At 65.3% G+C, this 26,462-nt stretch carries 23 protein-coding genes; 13 read left to right on the forward strand and 10 right to left on the reverse strand.

The window, feature by feature from the left end; genetic code table 11:
- Nucleotides 1-94 precede the first annotated feature (94 nt).
- From HF854_RS03940 to HF854_RS03950, 3 genes are all read left to right on the forward strand, one after another.
- Nucleotides 95-2,662: a sigma 54-interacting transcriptional regulator gene (locus HF854_RS03940; protein ID WP_168935156.1), complete on the forward strand. Its 2,568-nt coding sequence runs from the start codon at nt 95-97 to the stop codon at nt 2,660-2,662.
- 152 nt (nt 2,663-2,814) lie between these two features.
- Complete coding sequence (locus HF854_RS03945) at nt 2,815-5,385, forward strand: PEP/pyruvate-binding domain-containing protein (protein WP_168935157.1); 2,571 nt, start codon at nt 2,815-2,817, stop codon at nt 5,383-5,385.
- A 172-nt stretch (nt 5,386-5,557) separates the two neighbouring features.
- Nucleotides 5,558-6,790 carry an MFS transporter gene (locus tag HF854_RS03950; RefSeq protein WP_168935158.1) on the forward strand — a complete coding sequence of 411 codons (1,233 nt, stop codon included), beginning with the start codon at nt 5,558-5,560 and terminating at the stop codon, nt 6,788-6,790.
- A gap of 249 nt (nt 6,791-7,039) precedes the next feature.
- Here HF854_RS03950 and HF854_RS03955 read toward each other — a convergent pair whose 3' ends face one another.
- Nucleotides 7,040-7,714 (reverse strand): hypothetical protein, encoded by a 675-nt coding sequence (locus HF854_RS03955; RefSeq protein WP_168935159.1) that lies wholly within the window; start codon nt 7,712-7,714, stop codon nt 7,040-7,042.
- 296 nt (nt 7,715-8,010) lie between these two features.
- Nucleotides 8,011-9,561, reverse strand: coding sequence for a hypothetical protein (locus HF854_RS03960; RefSeq protein ID WP_168935160.1), 1,551 nt, complete (start codon nt 9,559-9,561; stop codon nt 8,011-8,013).
- Nucleotides 9,562-10,010: 449 nt separating this feature from the next.
- On the opposite strand from HF854_RS03960, the gene HF854_RS03965 reads away from it, so the two are divergent.
- From HF854_RS03965 to truA, 3 genes are all read left to right on the forward strand, one after another.
- Nucleotides 10,011-11,444, forward strand: coding sequence for a carbon starvation CstA family protein (locus tag HF854_RS03965; protein WP_168935161.1), 1,434 nt, complete (start codon nt 10,011-10,013; stop codon nt 11,442-11,444).
- Nucleotides 11,445-11,630: 186 nt separating this feature from the next.
- A complete protein-coding gene (thiD, locus tag HF854_RS03970; protein ID WP_168935162.1) occupies nt 11,631-12,440 on the forward strand; it encodes a bifunctional hydroxymethylpyrimidine kinase/phosphomethylpyrimidine kinase in 810 nt (269 codons plus the stop codon).
- Between the two features lie 307 nt (nt 12,441-12,747).
- Nucleotides 12,748-13,542, forward strand: coding sequence for a tRNA pseudouridine(38-40) synthase TruA (gene truA, locus HF854_RS03975; RefSeq protein WP_204625345.1), 795 nt, complete (start codon nt 12,748-12,750; stop codon nt 13,540-13,542).
- Between the two features lie 393 nt (nt 13,543-13,935).
- Here the strand turns inward: truA and HF854_RS03980 are convergent, their stop codons facing one another.
- The 6 genes from HF854_RS03980 to HF854_RS04005 all read right to left on the reverse strand — a co-directional run bounded on the left by HF854_RS03980 (nt 13,936) and on the right by HF854_RS04005 (nt 19,002).
- Nucleotides 13,936-14,874: a hypothetical protein gene (locus tag HF854_RS03980; RefSeq protein WP_168935163.1), complete on the reverse strand. Its 939-nt coding sequence runs from the start codon at nt 14,872-14,874 to the stop codon at nt 13,936-13,938.
- Nucleotides 14,875-14,912: 38 nt separating this feature from the next.
- Nucleotides 14,913-15,551, reverse strand: a complete 639-nt coding sequence (locus HF854_RS03985) for an HAD family hydrolase (RefSeq protein WP_168935164.1) — start codon at nt 15,549-15,551, stop codon at nt 14,913-14,915.
- A gap of 180 nt (nt 15,552-15,731) precedes the next feature.
- Nucleotides 15,732-16,337 (reverse strand): acyltransferase, encoded by a 606-nt coding sequence (locus tag HF854_RS03990; protein ID WP_168935165.1) that lies wholly within the window; start codon nt 16,335-16,337, stop codon nt 15,732-15,734.
- Nucleotides 16,338-17,108 (reverse strand): 3-deoxy-manno-octulosonate cytidylyltransferase, encoded by a 771-nt coding sequence (locus tag HF854_RS03995; RefSeq protein WP_168935166.1) that lies wholly within the window; start codon nt 17,106-17,108, stop codon nt 16,338-16,340.
- 167 nt (nt 17,109-17,275) lie between these two features.
- Nucleotides 17,276-18,190 (reverse strand): NAD-dependent epimerase/dehydratase family protein, encoded by a 915-nt coding sequence (locus HF854_RS04000; RefSeq protein ID WP_168935167.1) that lies wholly within the window; start codon nt 18,188-18,190, stop codon nt 17,276-17,278.
- Between the two features lie 23 nt (nt 18,191-18,213).
- Complete coding sequence (locus tag HF854_RS04005) at nt 18,214-19,002, reverse strand: HpcH/HpaI aldolase family protein (protein WP_168935168.1); 789 nt, start codon at nt 19,000-19,002, stop codon at nt 18,214-18,216.
- Nucleotides 19,003-19,362: 360 nt separating this feature from the next.
- Here HF854_RS04005 and HF854_RS04010 point away from each other — a divergent pair, with 360 nt between their 5' ends.
- The 7 genes from HF854_RS04010 (at nt 19,363) to HF854_RS04040 (ending at nt 24,655) form a co-directional block, all read left to right on the forward strand.
- The gene (locus HF854_RS04010; protein ID WP_168935169.1) at nt 19,363-19,677 is read left to right on the forward strand and encodes a hypothetical protein; all 315 of its coding nucleotides are present in this window, start codon (nt 19,363-19,365) and stop codon (nt 19,675-19,677) included.
- An 80-nt stretch (nt 19,678-19,757) separates the two neighbouring features.
- Nucleotides 19,758-20,780 (forward strand): alpha-hydroxy-acid oxidizing protein, encoded by a 1,023-nt coding sequence (locus HF854_RS04015; RefSeq protein WP_006009040.1) that lies wholly within the window; start codon nt 19,758-19,760, stop codon nt 20,778-20,780.
- A gap of 129 nt (nt 20,781-20,909) precedes the next feature.
- The gene (locus HF854_RS04020) at nt 20,910-21,740 is read left to right on the forward strand and encodes a nitroreductase family protein (RefSeq protein ID WP_205906024.1); all 831 of its coding nucleotides are present in this window, start codon (nt 20,910-20,912) and stop codon (nt 21,738-21,740) included.
- 225 nt (nt 21,741-21,965) lie between these two features.
- Nucleotides 21,966-22,289 carry an ArsR/SmtB family transcription factor gene (locus HF854_RS04025; RefSeq protein WP_168935170.1) on the forward strand — a complete coding sequence of 108 codons (324 nt, stop codon included), beginning with the start codon at nt 21,966-21,968 and terminating at the stop codon, nt 22,287-22,289.
- Between the two features lie 65 nt (nt 22,290-22,354).
- On the forward strand, nt 22,355-23,428 hold the full coding sequence (locus tag HF854_RS04030; RefSeq protein WP_204625338.1) for a permease: 1,074 nt from the start codon (nt 22,355-22,357) through the stop codon (nt 23,426-23,428).
- 171 nt (nt 23,429-23,599) lie between these two features.
- Nucleotides 23,600-23,833 carry a thioredoxin family protein gene (locus tag HF854_RS04035; RefSeq protein WP_168935171.1) on the forward strand — a complete coding sequence of 78 codons (234 nt, stop codon included), beginning with the start codon at nt 23,600-23,602 and terminating at the stop codon, nt 23,831-23,833.
- 408 nt (nt 23,834-24,241) lie between these two features.
- A complete protein-coding gene (locus tag HF854_RS04040; RefSeq protein WP_168935172.1) occupies nt 24,242-24,655 on the forward strand; it encodes a lysozyme inhibitor LprI family protein in 414 nt (137 codons plus the stop codon).
- 438 nt (nt 24,656-25,093) lie between these two features.
- On the opposite strand, the gene HF854_RS04045 is transcribed toward HF854_RS04040, so the two are convergent.
- Complete coding sequence (locus HF854_RS04045) at nt 25,094-26,017, reverse strand: diaminopimelate dehydrogenase (protein WP_168935173.1); 924 nt, start codon at nt 26,015-26,017, stop codon at nt 25,094-25,096.
- Between the two features lie 248 nt (nt 26,018-26,265).
- Nucleotides 26,266-26,462 (reverse strand): hypothetical protein (locus HF854_RS12500; RefSeq protein ID WP_205906025.1); only part of this gene is annotated, 197 nt, incomplete at its 5' end.

The raw sequence follows: 26,462 nt of genomic DNA on the forward strand, positions 1-26,462 counted from the left end.
CAACACTGCCAAGCGTTTTTCCTCTTGCGCAAACTGCGCATTGCGGATAGATTTTCAGGAAAGTTGCACGTTTTTTGCGTTATCGGGAGGACGTATGCGCATCTGGACCAGACCCGTCCTGGGAAATTCGCTGGAAACCACCCGGTTCTTCGTCAACCGCAGCATGACAAGCCGGGTGCTTTTGCTCGGTTTACCGCTTTTGACGCTGGTTTTATTACTTGTTTTCCTCGCAACGGGACGCAGTATCGAAGCCATGGTCAATCGCGCAATAGCCCGCAATGCCCAGTTGCATGCCCAGGCCATGAGCCTTTCGCTTGAGCAAATTCTCACAGAGACCCGAAACCAGCTCCTCATCCTGGCCGCGGGTTCCATGGAGCCCAAGGACATGGTACGGCGTCTCCAGTTCCGCGTGCGTGCCGAGGGCCTGCGCTATCGCGAGGTGGCCTTCATGGGCACGGATCCCTCCCAGCGCTATCTGCTGCTCAGCTACGGGGGCGAGATCATCTCCATCCCTCCCGATATCGCCTCCGCCACCGTGGGCAACCCCTTCACCAGCCTGAGCGCGGCCCAGCGGCCCGGCCATGTGCAGGTCAGCCAGCCCCTGGAAGTGGTCTATTCCATGGTCCCGCTCAACGATTCCGTGCAAAGCATCCCCCTTTACGTCATCCGCTTCTCCACGCCCATCTACGACAGCCAGGGCGTCTTTCAGGGCATGCTCATCCTTTCTCTGGACCTGACCGTCCTGCGCGACGCCATCAGCATGTTCTCGTCGTCGTCCGCTCCCCTGCGCACCGCCGACGACGAGACCCGCATCCGCAGCATCTTTTTCGACAACCAGGGCTGGATGCTCTTCCAGTCCGAGAATCTGGAGGCGGACGATGCCAGCGGCCGCCTCAACAGCGACTCGCTGCGCGCCGGCTTCCAGGGCGAGTTCGGCCGCGCCGGCTTCAGCACCGCCTTCCGGCCAGGCTCCAACCACGTCAATTACTGGTCCATGGTCTCCAACGTCCAGAGCGGGCATTCCGGCCAGATCTTCCTGGACAACGGCGATGCCTGGGGCCATGGGGACAACGCCGTGGAAGGCGTCAGCTTCGCGCCCGTCACCTTTACCGCCAACCCGGACAGCCCGCACACCATCGTAGGCGGCCTGGCCGTGCTGGACACCAGCTTCACCGCCACCCGCACCGGCATCCAGATCATCGGCATCTACGGCATCTGCCTGCTGGCCGGCATCTGCCTGCTGGGCCTGGGCCTGGCCTGGCTGGCACGCGGCACCACCAAGCGCCTGCGCCGCCTGTCCAATGAAGTGAACATGCGCATCGACAGCCACAGCTCCAACCCGCTGGTGCTGCCGCCCATGCCCCGGGAGCTCGAACAGCTCAAGGATGCCATCAACGCCCTGCTCCACCGCCTGCGCCGCAGCGAGGAGGAACAGCTCAACCAGCAGCTCATGCAGGACGCCCGCTGGGCCCGCGAACCAGCCGAGAACATGCCGGAGCTGGACGACATCCCCGAAAACGGCCTTGTGGGCACCTCCGCCGCCATGCAGGACCTGCGCGCCAACTTCCTCAAGGCCGCGCCCACCATGGCCGACGTCCTCGTCATCGGCGAGACGGGCACCGGCAAGGAGCTTGTCTCGGCGGCCATCCACCAGGCCAGCCCCCGGGCCAACGGCCCCTTCATCACCATCAACTGCGGTGCCCTGGACGAGAACCTGCTCATGGATACCCTGTTCGGCCACGTCAAGGGCGCCTTCACCGAGGCGCGCCAGCCCCGCAAGGGCGCCTTCCTCACGGCCGAGGGCGGCACCCTGATGCTGGACGAGATCGGCAACGCGGCCCCCAAGGTCCAGCAGGCCCTGCTGCGGGCGCTCTCCACCCGCATGATCCGCCCGCTGGGCAGCGACGAGGACGTGCCTTTCGATACCCGCATCATCGCCGCCACCAACGCGGAGCTGTTGCAGGACGCCCAGGAAGGTTCCTTCCGCGAGGACCTCTATTACCGTCTGGCCGTCATCACCATCCGCACGCCCCCCCTGCGCCGCCGCAAGTCCGACCTGCCCCTGCTGGCCGTCTTTTTCCTGACCCGGGCCGCGGAATCCCAGGGCCTGCCCACGCCGCGCCTCAGCCGCGGCGCCCTGCGCAAGCTCCAGGAATACCACTGGCCGGGCAACGTGCGCGAGCTGCAGAACTGCCTGACCCGGGCCCTGGCTTTTTGCGAAAATGGCCTCATTTTTGCAGAAAACATCCAGTTGGGACCGGATACCCTTCCCGGAGACATTGCGCGACCGGAACGCGGCAAGCTCTCCTGCCCGCCCGCACGGGCCGACAGCAGGCAGCCCCACGGCGAGGCTGCGGAAACGGCAGAAAGTCCTGTTGCCCAGCCCGTTCCGGCCGAAAGCGAGGATCAGGGCGCGATGCCCGCTGCGGAAGATGCCCAGCCGCGCCTCAATGCCCGTCTTGCCCGTCTGCTGCCCCAGATAGTGGAGCTCGGCAGCATCAGCCGGCAGGAATATCAGGACATGGCAGGCAAGGACATCTCCATGCGTACCGCCCAGTACGACCTGCAGATCCTGGTCCGTCTGGGCCTTGTCCGCAGGGAAGGGCGCGGCCCGGCCCAACGCTATATAGTGTTGCCGGCAGCACGCGGGTTCCGCGCCTGAGGCAGCCCTTCCGTGGCATGACGGCACGGCGGTAGGCCGCCTGCCGGATGCCGGACGGTCTGCCCCGGGCGGCCGCGGCCTCCAGGAACAGGCCGGGCGTACCTGCGCCGTCTGCCTTCCATGCCCTGCCGGGGGAAGCAAAAGGAAGTTCCATGACCACGACCATCAAGACTCTCAAACGCCTGTTTGGCCTGGAGCCGCGCATCAGCCGCGAGCAGGCCATGGCCGCTTTTGGCCGTCGCTACGCCTCCTTCAACGAGCTGCTCCAGTCCAATGCGGACCTGGCCGCCATCCTGGCCAAGCTGGACGTGGCCCAGCGCGGCGACAAGCATCTGGAGACCCATCAGGTACGGCGCATCGCCCGCAAGGCGGTCTTCCACTGCGAACGCATGGCGGCCTGCCTCAACGACATGTCGCGCAACCGCTACAAGGATCTGGAAAAAAGCGTGGCTGCCATCGGGCGGCACATCGAGAACGAGCTGGAGAAGCATACCCGCGGCGACGTCAATGCGCTCATCCTGCCCCTGACGGAAGTGGACGCCAGCATGGGCTACAGCGTGGGCGGCAAGAACGCCAACCTGGGCGAACTGAGCAACATGCTGGACATGCCCGTTCCCCCCGGCTTCGCGGTCACCATCCAGGCCAGCAGCCTGGCCCTGCTGCGTCCCAGCGGCCTGTTCAAGAAGATCCATTCCACCTTGTGCAAGGTGGACGCCGACGTGCCTCACAGCCTGCAGGACGCTGCCCGTACCGTGCAGAACCTGATCCTGGAAGCCCCTCTGCCCGAAGAAGTGGAAAAAGCCCTGCTCGACGGCTGGGACGAAGCTTTCGGCAAGGACAGCCAGGTACAGGCCGCCCTGCGCTCCAGTGCCGTGGACGAGGACGGGGTGCAGTCCTTTGCCGGCCAGTACCTGAGCATCCTCGGCGTCACGCGCGAGAGCCTGCCCACGGCCTTCAAGCGCGTGCTGGCCAGTCTGTTCTCGCCCCGTGCCCTGGCCTACCGCGCCCGCAACGGCTATCCGCTGGACGCCACCAGCATGGGCATGTGCTGTCTCAAGATGGTGCAGGCCAAGGCGGCCGGCGTGGCCTTCTCCCGGCATCCCGTGGACCTGCGCTCCAACTGCGTCATGATCCAGGGCACCTGGGGCCTGGGCGAGATGGTGGTGGACGGCACGGCCACCCCGGACAACTGGCTGGTCTCGCGCGCCAACCTGCGCATCCAGCAGGAGACCATCGCCCACAAGGAGGTCCGCCTCGTGCTGGCTCCCGGACGCCACGGCGTGGAGAGCAAGGAAGAGGACGTGCCCGAAAGCCTGCGCAACGTGCCCAGCCTGTCGCATGAGCAGGCGCAGCAGCTGGCCTCCATGGCGCTGGAACTGGAACGCCACTACCAGTACCCGCAGGACGTGGAATGGGCCGTGGACGAAGACGACCAGATCATCCTGCTCCAGACCCGGCCCATGGGTCTGGACGCCTCGGTCAGCGAAGTGACGGCCCCGGCGCTCTCGCACCTGCGTCCCCTGCTCAGCGGCGGCGAAGTGGCGGCCAAGGGCGTGGGCTGCGGCCCCGTCATCCATGTGCATCCTTCGCATGACCTCACCCACTTCCCCGAAGGCGCGGTCATGCTCCTGCAGCACACCTCGCCCGACGCCATGGTGGCCATGCAGCGGGCCTCGGCCATCATCGCCGAGACGGGCAGCCTTACCGGTCACATGGCGTCTGTCTGCCGTGAATTCGGCATGCCCACGGTCATCAACCTGCCCGGTGCCACCAGTTTGCTGGAAGAAGGCGAGGTCGTCACCGTGGATGCCATCGGCGGGCGCGTGTTCAAGGGCGAGATCCCCGAGCTGCTGGCCCTGCGCCTGCAACCCCGCCGTCCCGCCGCGGATACCCAGGCCCTGATCCTGCTGCGCCGCATCGCCAGCTACATCATGCCCCTGCATCTGGTGGACCCGCATTCGGAGCTCTTCAGCCCGGCCAACTGCACCTCGCTGCACGACGTCATGCGTTATGCCCATGAAAAAAGCTACAGCGAGATGTTCCTCATCTCCGACAGCGTCACCGAGGGCAGCATGGGCGCGGCCAGCCAGCTGGTCTGTCCGGTGCCGCTGGACCTGTACGTCATCGACCTCGGCGGCGGCCTCAAGAATCCCGAGTCCCGCCGCGTCACGCCCGAGGACGTCATCAGCGAGCCCTTCGCCGAAGTGCTGTCCGGCATGCTCAATCCTGCCGTCCAGGCCCGTGGGCCCCGCCCCATCAACATGCGCGGCTTCCTGTCCGTCATGAGCCAGAACATGAGCGGCGGCAACCAGCAGGGCGGCCAGCGTTTCGGCGACCGCAGCTACGCCATCGTCTCGGACCGTTACGTGAACTTCTCCTCGCGCGTGGGCTACCACTACGCCATCCTGGACAGCTGGTGCGGCGAGACCCTGAGCAAGAACTACATCCGCTTCGAATTCGCCGGCGGTGCGGCCGGCAGCGTGCAGCGCGAACGGCGCGTGCGCTGCATCGGGGTCATCCTGACGGAGCTGGGCTTTACTGTAGAAATAGTAGGCGACCGTATCCGCGCCCGCTACCAGAAGTACCCCCGGCTGGATGTCCTCTCGCGCCTGGACCAGCTGGGCCGCCTGCTCATCATGACCCGCCAGATGGACATGCTCATGACCTCCGATGCGGCCGTACACGGCTATGCCATGAAATTCCTCAACGGCGAATATCACTGATCCCCGGCGGAGGATCGTATTCTGTCACGGAAGCCCCTCCCCTGCGGAGGGGCTTTCCTGTTCCTCTCTTTCGGCAGAGTAGCCACTTTTTTGTGCGGATCGGGTTGCGGACGCAACCAAATAGCCTTAGATTGTCTCGTCTCCCTCTCCCTTTTCAGCAAGGCGGTCTCCCATGCTCCCTACGCTGCCCGAAAACGAAAAAAAACAGACCCTCTTCAGTCGCGACTTCATCCTGCTTTTCTGCATGGCCATGTGCAACAACAGCTATATGGCCGTCTTCTACTGTTTCGAACAATGGCTGGAAGGCTTGCAGGTCAGCCCCAACTGGCGCGGCATCCTGCTCTCGGCCCTGTTCGCCATGGTCCTGCTCTGGCGGCCCCTGGCCAGCATCGTGCTGCTCTCGCGCAGCAAGCTGCCTGCCCTGCTGGTCACCATCTGCCTTTCCAGCTGCATCATGCTGGCCTATCCCTTCATCCACGGGCCCGACAGCATCTGGCTGATCCTGGGCCTGCGCATCGCCCAGGGCATCTCGCTGGCGGTCTACTCCAGCTGTGTGGTGGCCGTGCTGGTCAGTTGCATCCCCAAGGGCCAGAGCGCCCGGGGCTTCGCCATCTTCTCCCTGACCACCCTGCTGCCCTATTCCATCATCCCGGCCGTAGGCGAACAGATCCTGCCCCTGCTGGGCGGTGAGCCCCGTTTGTTCGCCCTCATGGCCGTGCTGGCCATCCCCGCACTGTGCATGCTCGTGCCCCTGGCCCCCAAGCTGCGCAAGCCCGAGATCTCCGCCGATACGGCCAAGAACCAGATGACGCCGCGCGCCATCCTCTATTCCATGACCCACTCCGGCCTGGGCTGCATCTATCTGGCCTGCCTTTCCTTCAGCATCATGACGGCCCTGGCCATCTACTTCATGAAGGGCCTGTGCGTGACCACCGGCGCCACCCCGGCCATGTTCTTCATGGGCTACACCACCACCATCATCCTGGTGCGTTTGTTCGGCGGCCATGTGCTGGATACCCTGCCCCGCTACCGTATCGTGCCCCTCTGCGCCGTGGCCCTGGCCATCAGCATGACCGGTCTGGCCTGGGGCCCCCTCTGGGCCTTCCTGCCCCTGACAATCCTGTACGGCATCAGCCTGGGCCTGCTCTATCCTTTGCTGGCGGCCACCATCTACGACCGCTCCACGGACGCCACGCGCTCCATCAACTCCAACGTGATGATGCTCACCTTCGATGCCAGCGGCATGCTGGGCCCCCTGCTGGGCGGCGCCGTGATCCATGCCGGTTTCGGCTACCGGGGCGTCTTCATGGCGGCGGCCTTCATGGTGCTGTGCAGCGGCGGCTTCATGGTCCTCGACCGCCTGCGTCTGGCCCTTTGGGACCGCAGGGAACAGCGGAAGCACTGATCCCCCGCCGCCCCGCCTGCCTGCCGGAAGGGAGGCTTGCCAGTGCGTTTTCCCGCCAAAACGCAGAAAACCACCCGATAGAACGGGTGGTTTTCTATTTTGCCTTTAAAAAAGGGAGGGAGGCCAGTCCCCGGCGGGCCGTCCGGGATGGAGCACGGGCTTGCCCTGCGCCGCAGGACGGGCTCTGTCCCGCTTGCGCCTCGCGGGCGCCGCTGCCTTCCAGACCGGGACCGACGCCGCCCGAAGCGCCTAGCTTTCCAGCGCCTGGGCCTCCTTGCCCAGAATGACGAACAGCTGGCGCAGGTTCTCCACGGCCACCACGCGCGGGTTGCCCCCGGCATCGCTCACCCGCGCACGCACGGCATAGCTGTTGCCGTTGCCGTGGTCACGCAGCACGAAGGGCACGATCCAGTCCTTGCCCTGGCGCACGGGCGTGCCCACATTGCGGATCTCCTTGCGGCCCATGGACACGGACTCGAACAGGGGCGCCACCCAGCCTTCCGTCCGGTAGTCCTGCACGCTCTTTCCGGCAAAGGCACCGGAAGCGATGCCATTGTGCACGAAGGCCCGGGCTTCGGAGACCAGCAGCTTGCGCACGCCCAGGCCGTTGTCCTCGGCCATGGCGGCCCCGGAGAACATCAGGGCCAGCATGGGCGGCAGCAAGGAAGAGTTCTCCGGCTTGGCGGCCTCCTTCATGAACAGGTCCACGGCCTCATTGAGGATGGCATCCATATCCACGAGCTGCTCGAAGCAGGCCGCATCCGCATTGTCCACGGCCCCGCCCGCCTCCACCACGCAGGCCCGGGCCGCATCGGACGAAAGGGCGCGGGCCCCGGCAGGCCAAAGGCACAGGCAGCACAAAAGCAGCGCACAGCACAGGATGCTGCCGCGGCAAAACATGTCATTGATGACTACAGCGCGCATGGCACGCCTCCTTGCGGGCACGGGCCCGCCGTTAGAACCGGGACATCCCGGCGGACCGGGAGGGGCCGCCAAGGCTCCCTTGCCCGGCGTGTGAAAAAGGGGAGCCGCCCGAAGGCACTCCCCCTCTTTGCCTTGAAATGTGAGAATCGTGAAACTGCCGGAACTCCGGCCGGATCCGGCCTGCCGCGAAAGGACATCCTTCCCGCATGGCCGTATGACCGGAGACGGCTGCCATACCGCCCTGCCTCCGCCCTTTCCGTTCCCCTGCTTGCGGGAACGGGCCGGACGTCGTCTCCCTAACGGGACGGGGCCGGTGCGGGCAGTACGGGACCGCCGGCCGAAGCGCCTCCCGTTGCCGGGGGCTGGGCCGCAGGCATGGGCACGGACGCGGGCGCCGCAGGTGTTTGCGGGGCCGCGAGGGCCGGAGGCGTGACCGTCCCGCCGACGGCAGGCCCCTGCGCGGGCAGGGCCGCCGGAGCAGTCCCTTGCGGAGCGACCGCCGGTGCCGCTACCGGAACAGCCGGGGCAACAGGCGCGCTCCCGCCGGCCGCAGCCGGAAGTGCCGGAGCTGCCGCCGGACGGGGCCGGGCCTGCTTGGGGCCGGGCCGCAGGGGAACATCATTGACGGCAGGGGCCGCAGGCTGTTCCGCCGCCGCCTTGCCGCTGGCGATCCGGGTGCAACGGCCCGCCATGTCACGCAACGCGGCGGAACCGGCGCGGACGGTGGCCAGAGCCTTGCTGTCCTGCTGCAGGCGGCGGCCCACCCACTGGGCCACGAACAGCAGGCTGTCGTCATCCAGGGCGGCACCGGCATGACGGCGGATGTCGCCCACCAGAGCATGCTGGGCCGCCGTGCGGGCATCCATGGCCTGACGGTAACGGCCCGTGATGTCGTCCACCCGCAGCTGCGCCGTGGCGATGGCGGCGGCATCGTTGCGCTGCCGGGCCTCGTCCAGCTCGAACACCGTGCCGGCCATGCGACCGTAGATGTCCAGCGATTCCTGCAACAGGCGCTCGCTCTCGGCCAGCCGTGCGCTCAGGTCCGGTACGGCGGCCACGCCGTCCAGGGCAGCGGCCCAGGCGTTCAGACGCCCGGCAAGGGCCATGTGCAGCTGCCGCTTTTGCAGGTCGCTCCAGTTGCGTTCCGTGCACTGGCGGTCAAGGCTGTCCAGGAAGCGGTCGGCATAGATGGTGTACAGGCTGCGCAGCATGTCGGGATGGAAGGCATAGCGCAGCACCGCGGCACGGCTGCCGCCGGCCAGGCCCGTCAGCTTGACGCCATAGCGCTGGTTGAGGGACGGCAGGCTCAGATCGAGACCGCTGCCCTGGAAGCGCTCCAGCACATGTCCGGCAAGGTCATCCACGAAAGCGGGCTGCACACGGCTGTCCGCAGGATACTGGCGCTTTTGGGCTTCCTGCCCTGCGGGGACGGGCGCGACGGCCCCGGGCGACACGAAGTCCGTCCTGACCAGGGCACTGACCGTCCCCTGCACCGTGGGACCGGCCAGCGTGCCCGGCTCCGTGGCGGGCGTGGCCACCGACGGCGGGGGCGGGGGAGGCGTCTCGCGCAGCAGGTTCATGAGGGGCGCCAGGGCCGTGCCTTCCAGCTTCGCATCCAGCCAGGTCACGGCGTCCTTGCGCCAGGCATCGCGGGTGGCATCGTCACGGGTCAGCCACACGGCGGCCCCGGCCACCAGCAAAAGGGCCAGCAGGGCCAGACAGCCCAGCTTGTGTCCGCCGCGTGACGTCCTGGGGGCGGGCAGGTCATCCAGCCGTCCGCCGGACGGGGACGCGGAGGCGGGGGTAGCGAACCGGCTTTGTACCGGTGCCTTGGTTTCCAGTTTCATGCAGGACCTCCGGGCGGCGGGAAGGCACGCCCATAAAAACTCGCTGCCGACGGTACGGCAGGCTGTGGGCATGCTAGCATCCCGGCACACGGCTGTGAAGGCATTTTGCGCTGCCCTCCCCGCCGCTGCCCGGCGGGCCCGATGCGCCTTGGGCCCCTGCATGGCCCGAAGTTTTTGTTCCTGGAGAATGCGCTCCAGCCGCCCCGGGGGACAGCCTGAAACAAAAATCGTGCCAACTGCCTGTTTTTCCGAAAAACCCCTCTCTTCCCCGGCGGGCATGGACGCCCCGGCAGCCGCACCGGCAGCGGGAAAAAAGCATTTCCCTCTGTTGACGCCCCCCTTTCGCCATGCTAATCACGAACCCCTACTAACAATGGGCAGCCGGACGCCAAAGGCACGGCTGCCGCTTTCACCTTTTAACCGGAATAGCCGCAGAGGGAGCGGATACTATGCCGAATTACGTTTACTTTCTTCTTGCCGTAGCCGGCCTCATCGTGGGCTACATCATCTACGGTTCCATCGTCGCCAAAATCTTCGGTGCGGACGAAAACCGCCCCACCCCCGCCAAGACCATGGCCGACGGCGTCGACTACGTCGAAATGCCCATGTGGAAGGTCTGGCTCATCCAGCTGCTGAACATCGCCGGTGTGGGCCCCGTCTTCGGCCCCATCCTGGGCGCCCTGTACGGCCCCAGCGCCCTGCTGTGGATCGTTATCGGCACCATCTTCGCCGGTGCCGTGCATGACTACTTCTCCGGCATGCTCTCCGTGCGTTACAAGGGCGCCAACGTGCCCACCATCGTGGGTTACAACCTGGGCAACGTGGCCAAGCAGGTGATGCGCGTGTTCGCCGTCATCCTCCTGCTGCTCGTGGGCGTGGTCTTCGTGGCCGCTCCCGCCGGCCTGCTGGCCAAGCTGACTCCCGACTACATGGACCAGATGTTCTGGGTCGCCGTCATCTTCGCCTACTACTTCCTGGCCACCATCCTGCCCATCGACAAGATCATCGGCCGCCTCTACCCCCTGTTCGGCGCCGTGCTGATCATCATGGCCGTGGGCATGACCGTGACCATGTTCACCAACGGTTGCGAGTTCTACAACTGGGCCTCCTTCCCCAATAACCATCCCCAGCAGCTGCCCATCTTCCCGCTGGTGTTCATCACCATCGCCTGCGGCGCCCTGTCCGGCTTCCACGCCACCCAGTCGCCCCTGATGTCCCGCTGCCTGTCCAATGAAAAGCAGGGCAAGGCCGTGTTCTACGGCGGCATGGTGGCCGAAGGCTTCATCGGCCTCGTGTGGGCCACCGTGGGCATGACCTTCTACACCAGCCCCGAAGCCCTGGCCGCTGCCGGCGGTCCCGCCAACGTGGTCAACGAGACCGCCCGCGCCCTCATGGGCCCCGTCGGCGGCGTGCTGGCCATCCTGGGCGTGGTGGCCCTGCCCGTCACCTCCGGTGACACGGCCTTCCGTGCCGCCCGCCTGACCATCGCCGAAATGTTCAACTTCAAGCAGTCCGCCATCCCGGCCCGTCTGGCCATCGCCATCCCGATCTTCGCCATCGGCGTGGTGCTGAACTTCGTGGACTTCAATGTGATCTGGCGCTACTTCGGCTTCGCCAACCAGGCCCTGGCCGCCATCATGCTCTGGGCCTCCGGCGCCTACCTGTACCGCAAGCATCGTCTGCACTGGATCTGCACCGTGCCCGCCACCTTCATGACGGCCGTGTGTATCTCCTACATCTGCTATGAGCCCAAGATGGGCTTTGGCATGGGCATCGAGATCGCCGACATCATCGGCGTGATCGTGGCCGTCGTCAGCCTGGTCGCCTTCCTGGCTCTGGGCCGCAAGCCCATCGCCGGTGCTCCCAGCATCGACGAAGTGTAGCGCTCACCGCTCCACAGCCACGCACAAGGGCAGGGATCTTCCCTGCCCTTTTTTCGTGCCGACGGTACGGCGCGCCCGGCCTGACCGCCCGGCATTGCGCCGTGCCCTGAGGCAGCGTATAACCCTGCTGTCCGGCCGCTTGTGTCCTACGGCCGTCAGACCGCCATCACAGAACAGGAGATATCCATGCGCACCCCCAACATCCTGACCATTGCCGGTTCCGATTCCGGCGGCGGTGCCGGCATCCAGGCCGACCTCAAGACCATCATGGCCCTGGACGGCTACGGCATGAGCGTCATCACGGCCCTGACCGCCCAGAACGGCCTGGGCGTCACCGGCATCCACGCGCCCGAGCCCGAATTCGTCGTGCTGCAGCTGCGCGCCGTGCTGGACGGTTTTCCCGTGCACGCCGCCAAGACCGGCATGCTGTTCTCGGCCGGCATCATCAACGCCCTGGCCGACGCCCTGCGCGACCGCAGCTTCCCGCTGGTGGTGGACCCTGTTTCCGTGAGCCAGAGCGGCAGCCGCCTGCTGCGTGAGGATGCCGTGGAGGCCCTCAAGGAACGCATGATCCCCGGCTGCGACCTGCTGACCCCCAACCGCCCCGAAGCCGAGATGCTCACCGGCATGACCATCAGCTGCGCCGATGACGCCGCTGCCGCCGGTGAGGCGCTCATCGGGATGGGCGCCAAGGCCGTTCTCATCAAGGGCGGCCATATGGAAAGCTCCATCGTGGTCACGGACTGCCTCTGCCAGGCCGGACAGGCGCCCAAGTTCCTGCCCCAGCCCAAGGTGGAGACCAACAACAACCACGGCACCGGCTGCACCCTGTCGGCCGCCATCGCCACCGGCCTTGGCCACGGCCTGCCCCTGCAGGTGGCCGTGACCCGCGCCCAGGAATTCCTCAACCTTGCCCTGCGCAAGAGCTACGCGCCCGGCAAGGGCTGCGGGCCCGTCAACCACGCCGCCCGCCGCCAGGCATCATTGCAAAACTGACCGGGGAAAAGGGCTGCGGGAAAGGGACCTCCTGTGCATGACGCAAGAAGGGCCCTTTCCCCGGCCCCTGTCCCTCTCCGGATGCGCCCTGCCCCTCAAAAACGCGCCCCGGTGAGAGCCCGGCAGGCAATGCCCTTCCACCTCGGCAGGGGATGGGAAAACGCCCTTCCCCGGCATCAAGCCCAAGAGTTGCGGATGCCGGTTCCTTCCCTGCGGGAAAAGGCTTCCGGGCAGGCACCTGACCGTCACCAGGCCGGGCTGCGGCCCCGCCGCCCTTCTTTCCTTCCACATCAACCCCAAAGCCTCCATGCCGGACATTTCTTCCACCATGCGTCTCAGGCTGTTGCTGGCCTATGACGGCAGCCGTTACTGCGGCTGGCAGATCCAGGACATCCCCACCCCGCCGCCCACCGTGCAGGCCGCCGTGGAAGCCGCCGTGGGCCGCATCGCCGGGCGACCCGTGCGCGTGTTCGGCTCCGGTCGCACCGATGCGGGCGTCCATGCCCACGGTCAGGTGGCCCATTGCGATGTGCCCCGCCGCCCCGGTCTGGACTGGCGTCACGCCCTCAATGCCCTGCTGCCTGCGGACGTGCGCGTCCTGCACTGGCAGGAGGCCGCCCCCGACTTCCATGCCCGCATCAGCGCCCTGCGCAAGACCTATGTGTATGACTTCTGGCAGGAGAAAGGCTTCGTGCCGCCCCGGCTGGCGCCCTTCGTCTGGCGCAGCGGCCCCCTGGACGCCGGGGCCATGCGCGCGGCCCTGCCCTTTTTGCTGGGCAGGCATGACTTCGCCAGCTTCCAGAACGCGGGCACCGAGATGGAAAGCACGGTGCGCGAGCTCCAGGCCGCCACACTGACGGAACTGCCGCCCGTGGAGTTCATGCCGCCCTACCTGCCCTGCCTGCGCCTGACCGTCACGGCCAACGGTTTTTTGAAGCAGATGGTCCGCAACATGGCCGGACTGCTGGCCGCCTGCGGCCGCCACAAGCTGCGCCCCGACCAGATCCCCGCCATCCTTGAGGCCGCCGACCGCCGCGCCCTGCCCAGCCCCACGGCCCCGCCGCAGGGCCTGGCCCTGGCCCATGTGGAGTACCCGGACTAAGCCCTGTCTGCCTCCCTGAACATAGAAAGACCACCCGCCGGCGGGTGGTCTTTTGTTTTGTCCTGCCGCTCCCGGCAGGCTGGCAGGCGAATGCCCTGCCCTTTTCCGGAAAAGAGCTTCCTTATTTTCCACTATCTGGAATGATATGCCGGTATCCTGAAAACGGCATCCTGCCGTTCTTCATGCCCGACGGTCCCGATAGCGGGCAGCGGCCGTTCCCCGGAGACCGGCCGCCCCTTTGCCTGCCACGTTTCCCGCAGCCTGTCTCCATCGCTCTACGCCGGTAAGGGCCGGAGCCTCCGCACCAGCAAAAAAGGACGCCCCGCAGTAGCAGAGCGTCCTTCTGTAGCCATCCTCCCGGCAGGGGGATGTCCTTGGGGTCATCGTCAGTATCTACCGGGATGCGGCATCCCGCCTGTTATGGGCTTCCACGAACGCATTATAGGCTTCCTGGGCTTCCTGCAGCACCAGATTGAGCTGGCGGCGCGTCGCATTGCTGAACGCATCCTCCTGTCCCTGGGCCACGGTGCGGGGGAAGAGATCGGCCTTGTCCAGAAAAGCCTGCCAGAGACGCCGCTCTTCTTCCGTCATGCCCCGGGTGTGGCTACGGGCCACGGCCAGGGCCTCTTCCATCTCCTTGCGCCAGCCCGCCACGGCCACGGTGTCGGGATTGCCCTCGCGCAGCAGGATGCCGCCCAGCAGGAAACGGCTGAACAGGAAGCGGGCCGAGCTGATGGCTTCTTTCAGCGGATTGCCCTGAAGCAGCACGTCCTCGGCCTGGCGGCTGCGATCACGCACCAGCACCAGCAGGGCATCCCGGGCCCTGGAAAACTCGGCATGCGCGTCCTGCAGGCGACGCAGCAGCTTCTTGCCCTGCGCGCCGTCGTCCACGATGCTGTCGTCCAGGGCGTACTTGCGGAACGCCGTGCCCAGCTTTTCCATGCTGGTCAGCGTCCGCCGCATGGTGGCCATCAGATCCCGCAAACGGGCGGCATCGGCCTCGCCCCACACGGATTTTTCCACAGCGGGCCTGTCGTCCAGCTCCGCAGGGCGCTGCGGCTCCTTGCCCAGCAGCCAAGTACGCATATAGTCCTCGGCCTGCCGCAGCAGATGACCGGCATGGATGCCCGCCACATCGGCCCAGCGCCAGACGGCATTACCGGCATCCAGCACCCTGGCGGCCGCGGCCGCTTCCTCTGCCGGGGCCGGAGCCTCCGGCGCCTGCAGACCGGCGGCGGCCTTCGCCACCACGGCGGACGCGGTCTCCTTGTCCAGCGCCGCTTTGGGGGCGCTCTCTTCCTGACAGCCACACAGGCCGAAAGCCAGTGCCATGAGGCACACCAGCCACAGAAAACGAACGGGACGCCGCATCATTCCACATGCTCCGCGATCCAGGCATCGAGCCCGGTCAGATCAGGCCCCCAGGGGAAATCCCCGCCCCTGAGATCAGGCCCGGTGCCGTAGAACAGGGTGCCCACCTCTTCGGCGGCATTGCGGTCCGTGGAGGCGTCGCCCACCATGAGCACCTCGTCAGGCAGGACGCAGGCCTTGTCCACGATCATGGCCAGCAGTTTGGCCTTGGACGGCGGCGAGCCGTAGATGCCCGTAAAGCAGCTGTCCAGGCCGCGTTCCTTGAGGATGAAGTTCAGTTCTTCGTGCGGTGCGCCGGAGCAGACATAGAGCGGCAGTTTGCCCTGCCAGTGTTCCAGCACCCGGGCGATGCCGGGGATGAGCTCGCAGCGGCGCACTTCGTCCAGGGCATACTCGGCAAAGCGCCTGCCCCACTCCTCGGACTCGGCGGGCGTGATCTCCCTGTCCAGGATCTCGCGGAAGAACCATTCGAATTTTTTGTAACGGCTCACGCCGCCGTGCACGGTATGGTACATGACGAAGCGGTCGCGGGCCTCCTCGCCGTAGGGCTCGGCCAGACGGGCAAAGGCGCGCGTCTTGACCGGCACGCTGTCGAGGATCACGCCGTCACAGTCGAAAACAAGACATTTCAGGGCCATGCAGACTCCTTGTTCGCGCCGCCGGGGACGACGCCGTACAGGAAGGATACGGGGACAGGCCCGCGCCCCGCCGCCAAAGCGGCCGAGCCTTGCGGGCCGGAGCCGGAAGACGGCACACACCGCCTGCCGGTCAGGAAAAATACCGGGGATGCGGGGACGCCGGGCACTCCCGCCCCGGGGCTACGACCGCTCCGGGCATCCGCTGCGGTCGCGGTGACCGATGGTACGTGCCGGGACACCGCCCACGATGGTGAAGGGAGCCACATCACGGGTGACCACGGCGCCCGCGCCCACCACAGCCCCCTGGCCGATATGCACGTCGGGCGTGATGACGCAGTTGGCCCCGATCCAGACATCGTCCCCGATGACGATCTCGCCCGGATGGTGCCCCTGTTGCAGGATGGGCACATCATGCCGGGAAAAACAGTGGTTGGCGGCCCGCAGCACCGTGCCGGGGCCCACGGCCACATGCCTGCCCATGACGATGCGCCCGCCGTCGGCCGCCACATGGGCATAGGGCGAGATGGACACGCGGTCGCCCAGGACAAGTTCGCCGTCCCCGGCCGTGATGATGCAGCCCCTACCCAGACGGACGGCATCGCCCAGCCGCATGTGGCGACAGCCCACGAAGCTCAGGCCCGTGCCGAAGCGTACCGAACCGCAGCCGGCAAAGAGCCAGCGCCAGGCCAGCCAGCGCAGGGCCAGGCCCAGCGGCGTGGGTATCCAGGCGAAACAGGCTATCCAGAGCTCTTCCCAGGCAGCCCGGAGGCGGGACGGCAGATCCATCTACTTCGCGTACTCCCGCATGAGGGCATCCCCTTCCATGAGCCGCGTCACGCGGGCCAGGTCTTCAGGGGTATCCACGCTCCAGGTGCGGGCATCGGTGGGCACCATGCGGACTTTTTCCCCATGTTCGAGGATGCGCATCATGTCCACGGACTCGCAGATCTCCAGCGGGCTTTCCTCCATCTCGTTGAAGCGGATCAGGTAGTCACGACGGAAGGGGATGATGCAGACCTGCTTGCGCATGGGCACCTTGTCGGCCCCCTTTTTGCGGGAGGGGATGGGCTCGCGCGAGAAGTAGAGGGCATCGTTGTTGCGGTCCACCACGACCTTCACCTCATTGGGGTCCTCGAACTCTTCCAGGGTGTCCATATCGGCCATGAGGTTGACCACATTGATGGTAGGATCCTTGAGCATGGGTTCCACAGCGGCGTCGATCATGCCGGGCAGCACCATGGGCTCGTCCCCCTGCACCATGACCACGATGTCCGCCTTCCGGCCCGTGGCCGCCTCGATCTTGAGCAGGGCCTCGGCCGTGCGGGTGGAACAGCGCACATGATGGTCGCCGGTCATGACGCACGCAAGGCCAGCCTCCTTGCAGTAGTCTTCGATGACCGTGTCGCAGGTGGCCATATAGGTGGCGGAAAGGCAGCGGCTCATGGCCGTGCGGAAGGCCACATGGCCCACCATGGGCACACCGTGGATCAGGGCCAGAGGTTTGCCGGGAAAGCGGCTGGAGCCCATGCGGGCGGGGATGATGGCGATGATGTTCATAATTTCTCCCTGGGCAGGGACTGCCCGGCAAGGGGATGACGGGAAGACGGGCGCGGCCCCCGGCGGACGTTTCATGACCGGGACAGGCCTGGCGCCGCATGGGAAAAGCCCGGAGCCGGGCACACGCCGGTGGCACCGGCAGGCAGGCCGCCGGAAAACGTGCGGCCTCAGTCGTCGGTGGATACCAGATAGCCGCCCTGGCTCTGCAATTCCGGGTGGATCTGGCGGTGTTCCTCTTCCATGACGCGCAGGATGCCCTGCCCCAGGTCGACGGTCAGCGGCGGCACCAGCTTGCGGCCCATCCGGGGCATGAAGGCATAGGGCGTCACCTGATAATGCCCGCTGTTGGGGTCGTTCTGGTATCTGATCTCCAGCTCCCTGCCCAGCATCTCGCCGATCATCCTGAACAGATCGGCCACGCGCATGGGCTGGTTGCCGGAGATGATGATGTTCTGGTTGGCGAACTCCGGCCCCAGGACATGGAGGGTGGCGGAGGAGGCATCGTCCACGTGCACGTACTCGCGCAGGGCCGTGGGCGTCCCGTAATAGGTGATGCTGCCCGTGGTCAGGGCCTCGTGCACGAAGCGGTGGATGGCATTGCGCATGTCGGCACGGGGGCCGTACAGGGAACCGTAGCGCAGGATGGTATACGGCAGGCCGTACATGGCCTGGTAATTCTCGATATAGATCTCGCAGGCCTGCTTGCTGCACCGGTAGAAGCCGCCGGACTTGCCGTAGACATAGAGCGAGCTGGCAAAGATGTAGCGCCCGGTACCGGCCCGGCGGCAGGCCTCCAGGACCATGACGTTGCCCACCACGTTGAGGCGGGCCGTATCCACGGGGCGCTCGTTGGCTTCGCCGATGTCGGCGATGCCCGCGTAATTGAAGACCACCTCGGCCCCTTCCACGGCGGCCTGCACGCAGTCCTCGTCCAGGATGCTGCCCACCACCATCTTCTGGTCGTCACGCAGCCAGGGAGAAGGACGCACGTCCACGATGGTCACGTCGTGCCCGGCATCGGAGAGCTTGTCACAGATATGCGATCCCAAAAAACCGGAACCGCCGAAAACAGTCACCTTCACGGCCTTCCTCCCGATGCCCTGCCCTACGCTCCGGCGGGCCGTGCGGCCGCCTGCCAGAGGAAGACCGAATCGATGCCGTAGGCGATGAAGCGGCAGCCCGCCGCCACCTGACGGCGCAACTCCCCGGGGTCGGGCTGCACCACATGCAGGCCCATGCGGGCATGATGCCGCCGGCAGGCCTCATGGATGCGGGCCATGACGGCCTTGAAATCAGGATGGTCGAACTGCCCCGTCAGGCCCATGGAGCCAGAAAGGTCATAGGGGCCCACCATGATGGCGTCCAGACGCGGCTGGGAAAGGATGGCGTCCAGCTCTTCCACGGCGCGGATGTGCTCGATCTGGGCCACCAGGAAGATCCGGGGCGCCGTGTCCCGCATGTAGGCATCGAAATCCCTGCCGAAGGCATTGGCCCGGCAAAAGCCCACGCCGCGGTTCTCGCGCAGGGGCTCTCCGTCCCGACGGCCGTCGTCGTGGCCGGGGTACGTGGCCCAGCTGATGGCCTGGTCCAGCTGTTCCCGGCTCTCTATCATGGGAAAGATCAGGCCCTGTGCGCCCGCCTCCAGCGCGGCCTTGATGGCGGTCTTGGAAGCGATGGGCAAACGGGCAAAGGGCGCAGCCCCGCCGCACTGGATGGCACGGAAGATGTCGGGCAGGCCGGTGCGGCCGAAGGACCCATGCTCCATGTCCATCGCCACCCAGTCATAGCCGGCACGGGCCATCAGCTCCGCCACATCGGCGGAAGGCAGTTGCAGCCAGGTGCCGATGGTGGGTTCATCCTTTGCCAGTTTGGCGCGAATATCATGAATATCCATAGGAAACGGCTTGCCGCCGCCGGGCTTGGGTTATGCCGAAAGGCCCGGTCAGCATAGCGCGAGGTAGCACGGGGCGCAAGCAGGCCCCGAAGAAGGGAACGGCAGACGGATGGCATAAAAAAACCCGCCCGGAACCGGGCGGGGGAGCGCCGGGCCATGAGGAGGAAGGGCCACGGCTGCGTGGTGCGCTCTAGAAGTATGCGTCGCCAGAGGTGAAAAATGCGGCACGGAGTCTGGCGGGCCGTGCCGCACTGGAGAAAATACTGTTTGACCAAACAAACAGCCACGCACGAAACGAGATTACGCAGAGCCTGCTCTGCCGTCAAGTGTTTGCTCCAAAATTCACGAAGATTTTTCTCCATGGATCTTGGAATGGGGCCATCCGTTGGGCTGGTTATTTTTTATGAAATTTTTTATGAAAAATCCATCTTTTTTTTGAGGAAAAAACAAATTCAAAAATGGCAATGCAATACGCTGGATTTGCATATTTTTTTGCCCAAATTCCCCGAATTTCCTGCAGGGGGCCCGAATTTATTTTTTCGCCAAACTTTTGTTGCTGTCGCAACTAGCACGGAAAATGGCCGCTGTACAGGAAAATATGGCAGGTCCCGCCATCATGTTATTTTTTTCACAACATATGTCATCCTCCAACGGATGACAAGTCCCCTGCCCTGACCTATACTGCCCATGCTGCGCTCCGTATCCAGGAGCGCCTGCTCCGAACACAACCATTCCTGTCATAAAGGAGTCATCCCATGAAAGAGATCAGAGCTGCCGCGCGCGAGCGCATGAAGGGTCACTGCCGCGTCTGCCCCGTTTGCGATGGCAAGGCCTGCTCCGGTGAAGTGCCCGGCATGGGCGGCCTGGGCACCGGTGCCAGCTTCCGCAACAACCGCGAAGCCCTCAATGCCTGCAAACTCAACATGACGGCCCTGCACGACGCCCGCGAGCCCCGCACCAACTGCACCATCCTGGGCATCGACCTGAGCTTCCCCGTCATGGCGGCCCCCATCGGCGGCGTCTCTTTCAACATGAGCGATGCCATGAGCGAAGACGACTACATCTTCGCCATCCTGGAAGGCAGCCGCGCCGCCGGTGTCATCGGCTGTACCGGTGACGGCGTGCCGCCCTTCATCATCGACGCCGCCGTCAAGGCCCTGAAGGCCTGCAACGGCCACGGCATCCCCTTCATCAAGCCCTGGGAAGGCAAGGAACTGTTCGAAAAGATCGACCGCGTGCTGGCCGACGGCAGCCCCATCCTGGGCGTGGACGTGGACGCCGCCGGTCTCATCACCCTGCGCAAGATGGGCCGCCCGGTCATGCCCATGTCCGTGACGGAACTGGAGACCGTGGTGCGCTATGTGCATGACATGGGCCGCAAGTTCATCGTCAAGGGCATCATGACCCCCGACGACGCCCATCGCGCCATCGACGCCGGCTGCGACGCCATCGTGGTCTCCAACCACGGCGGCCGCGTGCTGGACCACTGCCCCGGCACCGCCACCGTGCTGCCCGCCATCGCCGATGCCGTGCGCGGCAAGATCACCATCCTGGCCGACGGCGCCGTGCGTGACGGCGTGGACGTGCTCAAGATGCTGGCCCTGGGCGCCGACGCCGTGCTGGTGGGCCGCCCGCTCTGCATCGCGGCCATCGGCGGCGGTGTGGAAGGCGTGACCAAGTACTGGCAGCAGATGCAGGGCCAGCTGGTGCAGGCCATGCTGCTCACCGGCTGCGCTTCCCTGGCCGACGTGCGCGAGCACATCATCTATCGCGGCTAGTTTTTCCGGCGAACCTGCGGGGAGGGGCGGCAGCCCCTCCCTTCTTTCTTTTGCCCCGGCGGGCCCCGGCACCGGCGGCCTCCCCTGCCTGCCCCTGCGGCAGGTTCTTTTTTTTCAAAGGACATCATCATGCAGTTTTCCGTGGATACCGACCGCTGTGTCTCCTGCGGCCTGTGCCTTTCCGACTGTCTGCCCCGCGCGCTGGGCATAGACGAGGAAGGCCACCCCTACATCAAGGACGAACGCCTGTGCATGCACTGCCACCACTGCCTGGCCCTCTGCCCCACGGGCGCCATCAGCGTGGACGGGCACAATCCTGACGCCTCCCGTCGCATCCTCAATGCCTGGCCCCAGCCCGAACAGCTGGAGAACCTCATCAAGGGCCGCCGCTCCGTGCGCCAGTACCGGCCGGAAAACGTGGACCCGGCCCTGCTGCAGCAGGTGCTGGACGTGAGCGCCCACGCCCCCACCGGCGTCAATGCCCGCAAGCTCTGGGTGGGCGTCATGGACGACATGGACCGTATGCAGGCCTTCCGTGAGGACGTCTATGCCCGCCTGGCGGACAAGGCCCTTCACAATGCCCTGCCCCAGTGCCGCCGCACGGCTTTCTTCGCCGCGGCACCGCGCCTGTGGAAGGAACAGGGCATCGACGGCATCTTCCGCGGCGCGCCCCACTTCGTGCTGGCGGGCAATGCCAAGGACGCTCCCTGCCAGGAGCAGGATCCGCTCATCTATCTTTCGTACATGGAGCTCTACGCCCAGAGCCTGGGGCTGGGCACCACCTGGTGCGGCCTGCTCTACTGGTGTCTGCAGCTCATGCTGCCCGAACTCCTGCCCGAACTGGGCCTGCCCGAGACCCACAGCTTCCAGTACGCCATGCTGCTGGGCGAGCCTGCCATCCGCTATGCGCGTACGGTGGAATACGGTCCGGCCACGGTGCACCGCATCCAGTGGAAGTAACGCTTTTTTCATCCCGCCGGGGCGGAGGGGGATGCCTCTCCGCCCGGTGATGACGGACGGCGGCATGCGGGCCTTCCCGCATGGCCGCCTTTTTTTGCCGCCTTGCCGCCGGTCTGTCGGCGCCGGGCCCCCCGGCGGCGTTGACCTGGGCACGGCTTTCCTGCACCATCTTGACAGGAAGGCCTTTCAGGAATATTTTGCCAAATGATCAAATAAAGGGACAACATGCAGCACAACAAGGAATTCATCGAGGCACAGGCCCGGATCTTCAAAGCCCTGGGCCATCCCAGCCGTCTGCTGATGGTCGATGCCCTGCGCGACGGTGAAAAATGCGTCTGTGACCTGCAGGCCCTGGTGGGGGACGACATGTCCACCATCTCCAAGCATCTGGCTGTCCTGCGTGATGCCGGTGTGGTCACCCGGCGCAAGCAGGGCGTGAACATCTATTACAGCCTTGCCCTCTGCTGCCTGGACCAGTTCCTGGCCTGTACCGGCCAGCTGCTGGAAAAGCGCATCCTGAGCCAGATGGACATGCTGCGGAACAAATAGGCAGGCCCGCTGCGGCGGGATTTTTTTACCCTCAAATTTGGCAATTTTGCCAATAAGGAATATTTATGGACAAGAGCCCTTCCTCGCCGCGTCCTTTTTCCGCCCCGCGTTACGCCCTGACCCTGCTGGCCGTGCTGCTGGCCTGGACGGGCCTGTACGTATCCATCCAGCCGCTGGCCACCTGGCTGACCTTCGACCTGCTCTCCCTGACGCCCGGCGGGGCCCCGGGCCTGGCTCTGGAATTCTTCCTCTATGACAGCGCCAAGATCCTGCTCCTGCTGGTGCTGATGGTCTATTGCATCGGCTGGCTGCGGGCCGGGCTGCATGTGGAGCGGGTACGCGACTATCTTTCCGGCAAGGGCCGGGGCATCGGCTATCTGCTGGGGGCCACGTTCGGCGCCATCACGCCCTTCTGTTCCTGCTCCAGCATCCCGCTCTTCCTGGGCTTCACCATGGCCCGCATCCCGCTGGGCATCACCATGGCCTTCCTCATCACCTCGCCGCTCATCAACGAGATCGCCGTGGTCCTGCTCTGGGGCCTGCTGGGCTGGAAGTTCACCGTGGTCTATGTGGTCGTCGGCATGGCGGCCGGTATGCTGGGCGGCTGGCTGCTGGATCTGCTCCGCGCCGAACGCTGGTTGCAGCCCTTCCTGCGCGGCATGCTGGGGGTCTCCGGCCAGGCGGCGCGGGATGAACGCAACACCCGTCTGGGGCTGGAAGAGCGGCACCGTTTCGCCTGGGACGAGATGACCGGCATCTTCCGCCGCGTCTGGCGCTGGGTCATCATCGGTGTGGGTCTGGGGGCGCTCCTGCACGGCTTCGTGCCGCAGGACTGGTTCGCCGCCCATCTGGGCCAGGGGCAGTGGTGGTCCGTCCCGGTGGCCGTCCTGGTGGGCATCCCCCTGTACAGCAATGTCACGGGCGTGGTGCCCATCATGGAGAGCCTGCTGCTCAAGGGCCTGCCCGTGGGCACCACCCTGGCCTTCTGCATGAGCACGGTGGCCGCCAGCCTGCCCGAGATGCTCATGCTCAAGCAGGTCATGCGCTGGCAGCTGCTGGCCCTTTTCCTGGGCCTGTTGCTGGTCATCTTCACCCTGGTGGGCTGGCTGTTCAACAGCCTGCAGCTCACGCTGTTCTAGCATAAAGCGGGCCCGTGCCTCATGCCGCACGGGCCTTTGCTCCGGTCTCACAACGGTCACGGCAGGGGCAAAGCAGGGGGCGTACACGTCCTCCCCGCATCGTGGCGGAGGGCGGCCCCCCCATCCCGCCCTGCCGCTTCCTCTCAATATCCTGCCAAAGGAGGCAGCATCATGATCATCAAAGTCCTTGGTCCCGGTTGCTCCAAATGTGCCGAAGCGTACGAGATCGTCAGCAAGGCGGTGGCCGCTTCCGGCAGCGACGCCACGGTGGAAAAAATCACCGACCTGCGGGAGATCATGGCCCTGGGCGTGCTGGCCACCCCTGCGGTGGTCATCGATGGCGGCATCATGTGCACGGGGCGCGTCCCCAGTGCGGAAGAAGTTCGGGGCTGGCTCGGCGCCTAGCCTTTCGGCGGTCACGCCATACCACGGGAAATGACGGTCGCGCAGTACTGGCGATGTCTGGTCTGCGCGACCTGTGCTGCAACCATGCCAAGATACCGAGCCGTGTGGCGGACGCCCTTCCTGCCTTCAACCTGAGCCCATGCCCGGCCTGCCTCTCTCTCCGCCCCCCGGACAGATCTCCGTCCTCACGTCTGGGGCCGGCAGTCACAAAAAGAGGACTTTCTTTCCCGCTCCCCGCCTTGTGGAGCGCGCACGTCCCCTGGCCCGCCCCGGCCATACCTCCCTTTCCTCCGTGACCATAGCCCCCTCGCTTCCATTCTCCCGGGCAGGGACAGCCAATGCCGCAGGAGCGTTGCTCCGGCCGGAAAAGCCGTCTATGCTGGCGGCAAACATCATGGGAGGTCATCCATGCCGAAACTGCGTCTTCTGCTTTGCTGTCTGGCCCTGCTCTTTCTGGCGGCCCCGGCCATGGCCGAAGAAAATGAGCTGGCCCCGGGCTTCGATCGCTGCATGGAACAGAGCGGCGGCGTCACCACAGAGATGCTGAGTTGTCTGCAGCAGGCCTACGAGTACTGGGACGCCCGGCTCAATACCAATTACAAAAAGGCCCGGCAGGCCTGCAAAAGCTCCAGTGATCCCAAGGCCTGCTCGGACAAGCTGCTCAAAGGCCAGCGGGCCTGGGTCCAGTACAAGGAAGCTTTCACCGATCTGGTGCAGCTGCCCAACGAAGGCGGCAGCATGGCCCGTCTGAATTCCATGAGCTTTTTGACCGGAGAGACTCGCAAACAAGCCCTGCTGCTGGGACAGATCGCCGGAGAATAGGCAGCCTCCGGGCCGTGAGGTCTGAAAAAATGCGTGTCTGTCCTGCCCAAGACCGGCACAGCCTGCGTCATAATCATGCCCTTGGAAGTCCGCTCCCGGCCCGATCCGGGCTGTCAGCGAACCTTCTGCGGGATGCGATCCGCTCCCGGCCCCGCCGAGTCCCTTCCGCAACTCTATTGTCCTCTCCTGTGCCTTTTCCCAGGGCCTCTGCCTGCGCGGAGGCCTTTTTCATATCTCCAGCTTAGGGACTCTTTCCTCCTGACTCTGCTGTTCCCCCGCTCTGTTTTCAGCACTCCCTCCCCTGCAACAGGGCGCGTCAGCCATCCAAAAAGCTTCCGCTGCCTCCGGTGCCATGCGGCATCCGCCTTGCCTGAAACAAAAAAATCCCCTGCCGCTCAAGAGCGACAGGGGACAAAGAGTCGAACCGCTTATGGCCCGTTAGACCATGCGGGAGATGATGTCCATGCGTTCACCGCGCAGCATGGCGATGGGCGGCACTTCGATGAGCGTATGGCAGCCGGCCTGCAGGCGGGTCGTGGCGCGAGCGCAGGAGACCAGCACCTGAGCGGTCAGGGCCGGGTTGTTGATGCGCATGTCGAACTTGAGGATCTGGTTGTCGGTCATGCCGGAGGCACCGGTGCGCTCCATGAGCACGCCGTGGGACTGGTCGGCCACGAAAGCCAGTTCTTCGCGGTCACGGCACTGGCGCACGTCCAGCGGATCGTGGGCGAAGTAATCGTCGGCCTTGATGCGGGCCGTCACGTCAGCCAGATTTTCACCTTCTTCCAGCACCACATAGACCAGGCGCGAATGGCGACCGCCACCCACGGGGATGGTGATGGACACGGCATCGGCCACGCCCTTGATGGCGCGGGCAGCCACGGAATGGCCCATGGAACGGCCACGGCCGAAGTTGGTGAAGGTGGTGCCGCGGGGCACCATGGCTTCGAACAGGGCGCGCAGCACGGAGTCCGTGCCGGGGTCCCAGCCGGCGGCCGTGATGCTGACGCTGTTACCGGCCTTGGCGGCGGCATCCAGACGGGCCACGGTGGCGGGGATCTCGGTGTGGATGTCGAAGCTGTCCACACAATTGTAACCCTGCTTCAGAAAAGCTTCCGCCGTTTCCGGGATGCTGCGCGAAGGCCCGCACAGGGCGATGACGTCGGGGCGGCCCTGGGCAGCTTCCAGGCTGGCCAGATCGGCAAATTCGGGCAGGCCACGCAGGGCATGGCTCTGCGTGCCCAGGGATTCGGCACGGCGGATCACGCCGAGGCACTGGCAATCAGGGGCGGCAAGGGCCGCTTCCACCACACGGGTACCGATATTGCCGAGACTGTGGACGGCGAGAGTAAACTTTTTCATATGCATTCCTTTGGCAAAAAACCGGGAGCGGCCTCCTGGCCACTCGCAAGACATTCCTGACTTGGTCAGTAGGCCATTTTTTTAGATGTAAGTGCCGCCCGTCGTCAAGGGCATGCTGTCTCCCCGCTCTACAGGCAAAAAGAAAACATCCGGCTCCCGAATGCCGCGAACCCCAGGCGCTTCTTTTGCCGATCCCCCTCTTTCCGCAAAGGCGGAAAACTCACCTCGCACATCGCGCAATATCTATTTCAACCTCCCGCAACCCTTGATTTTTCGAAAAGCAACCCAAAGTTGCCCGATTGCAACCGATAATGGGTTGCCTGCTGCGAGCAAGTATGATTAGGAGAATGTCCGGCATACATATTGCCATACCAGTTTTCTCCAAAGGATACAGGCCAAAGCAAGGTAAAGTAGTCCCATAAAATTGACGAGGTAACAACAGTAG

Source organism: Desulfovibrio piger (genome assembly GCF_012843875.1).
In the GTDB taxonomy this organism is placed as follows: Bacteria; Desulfobacterota; Desulfovibrionia; order Desulfovibrionales; family Desulfovibrionaceae; genus Desulfovibrio.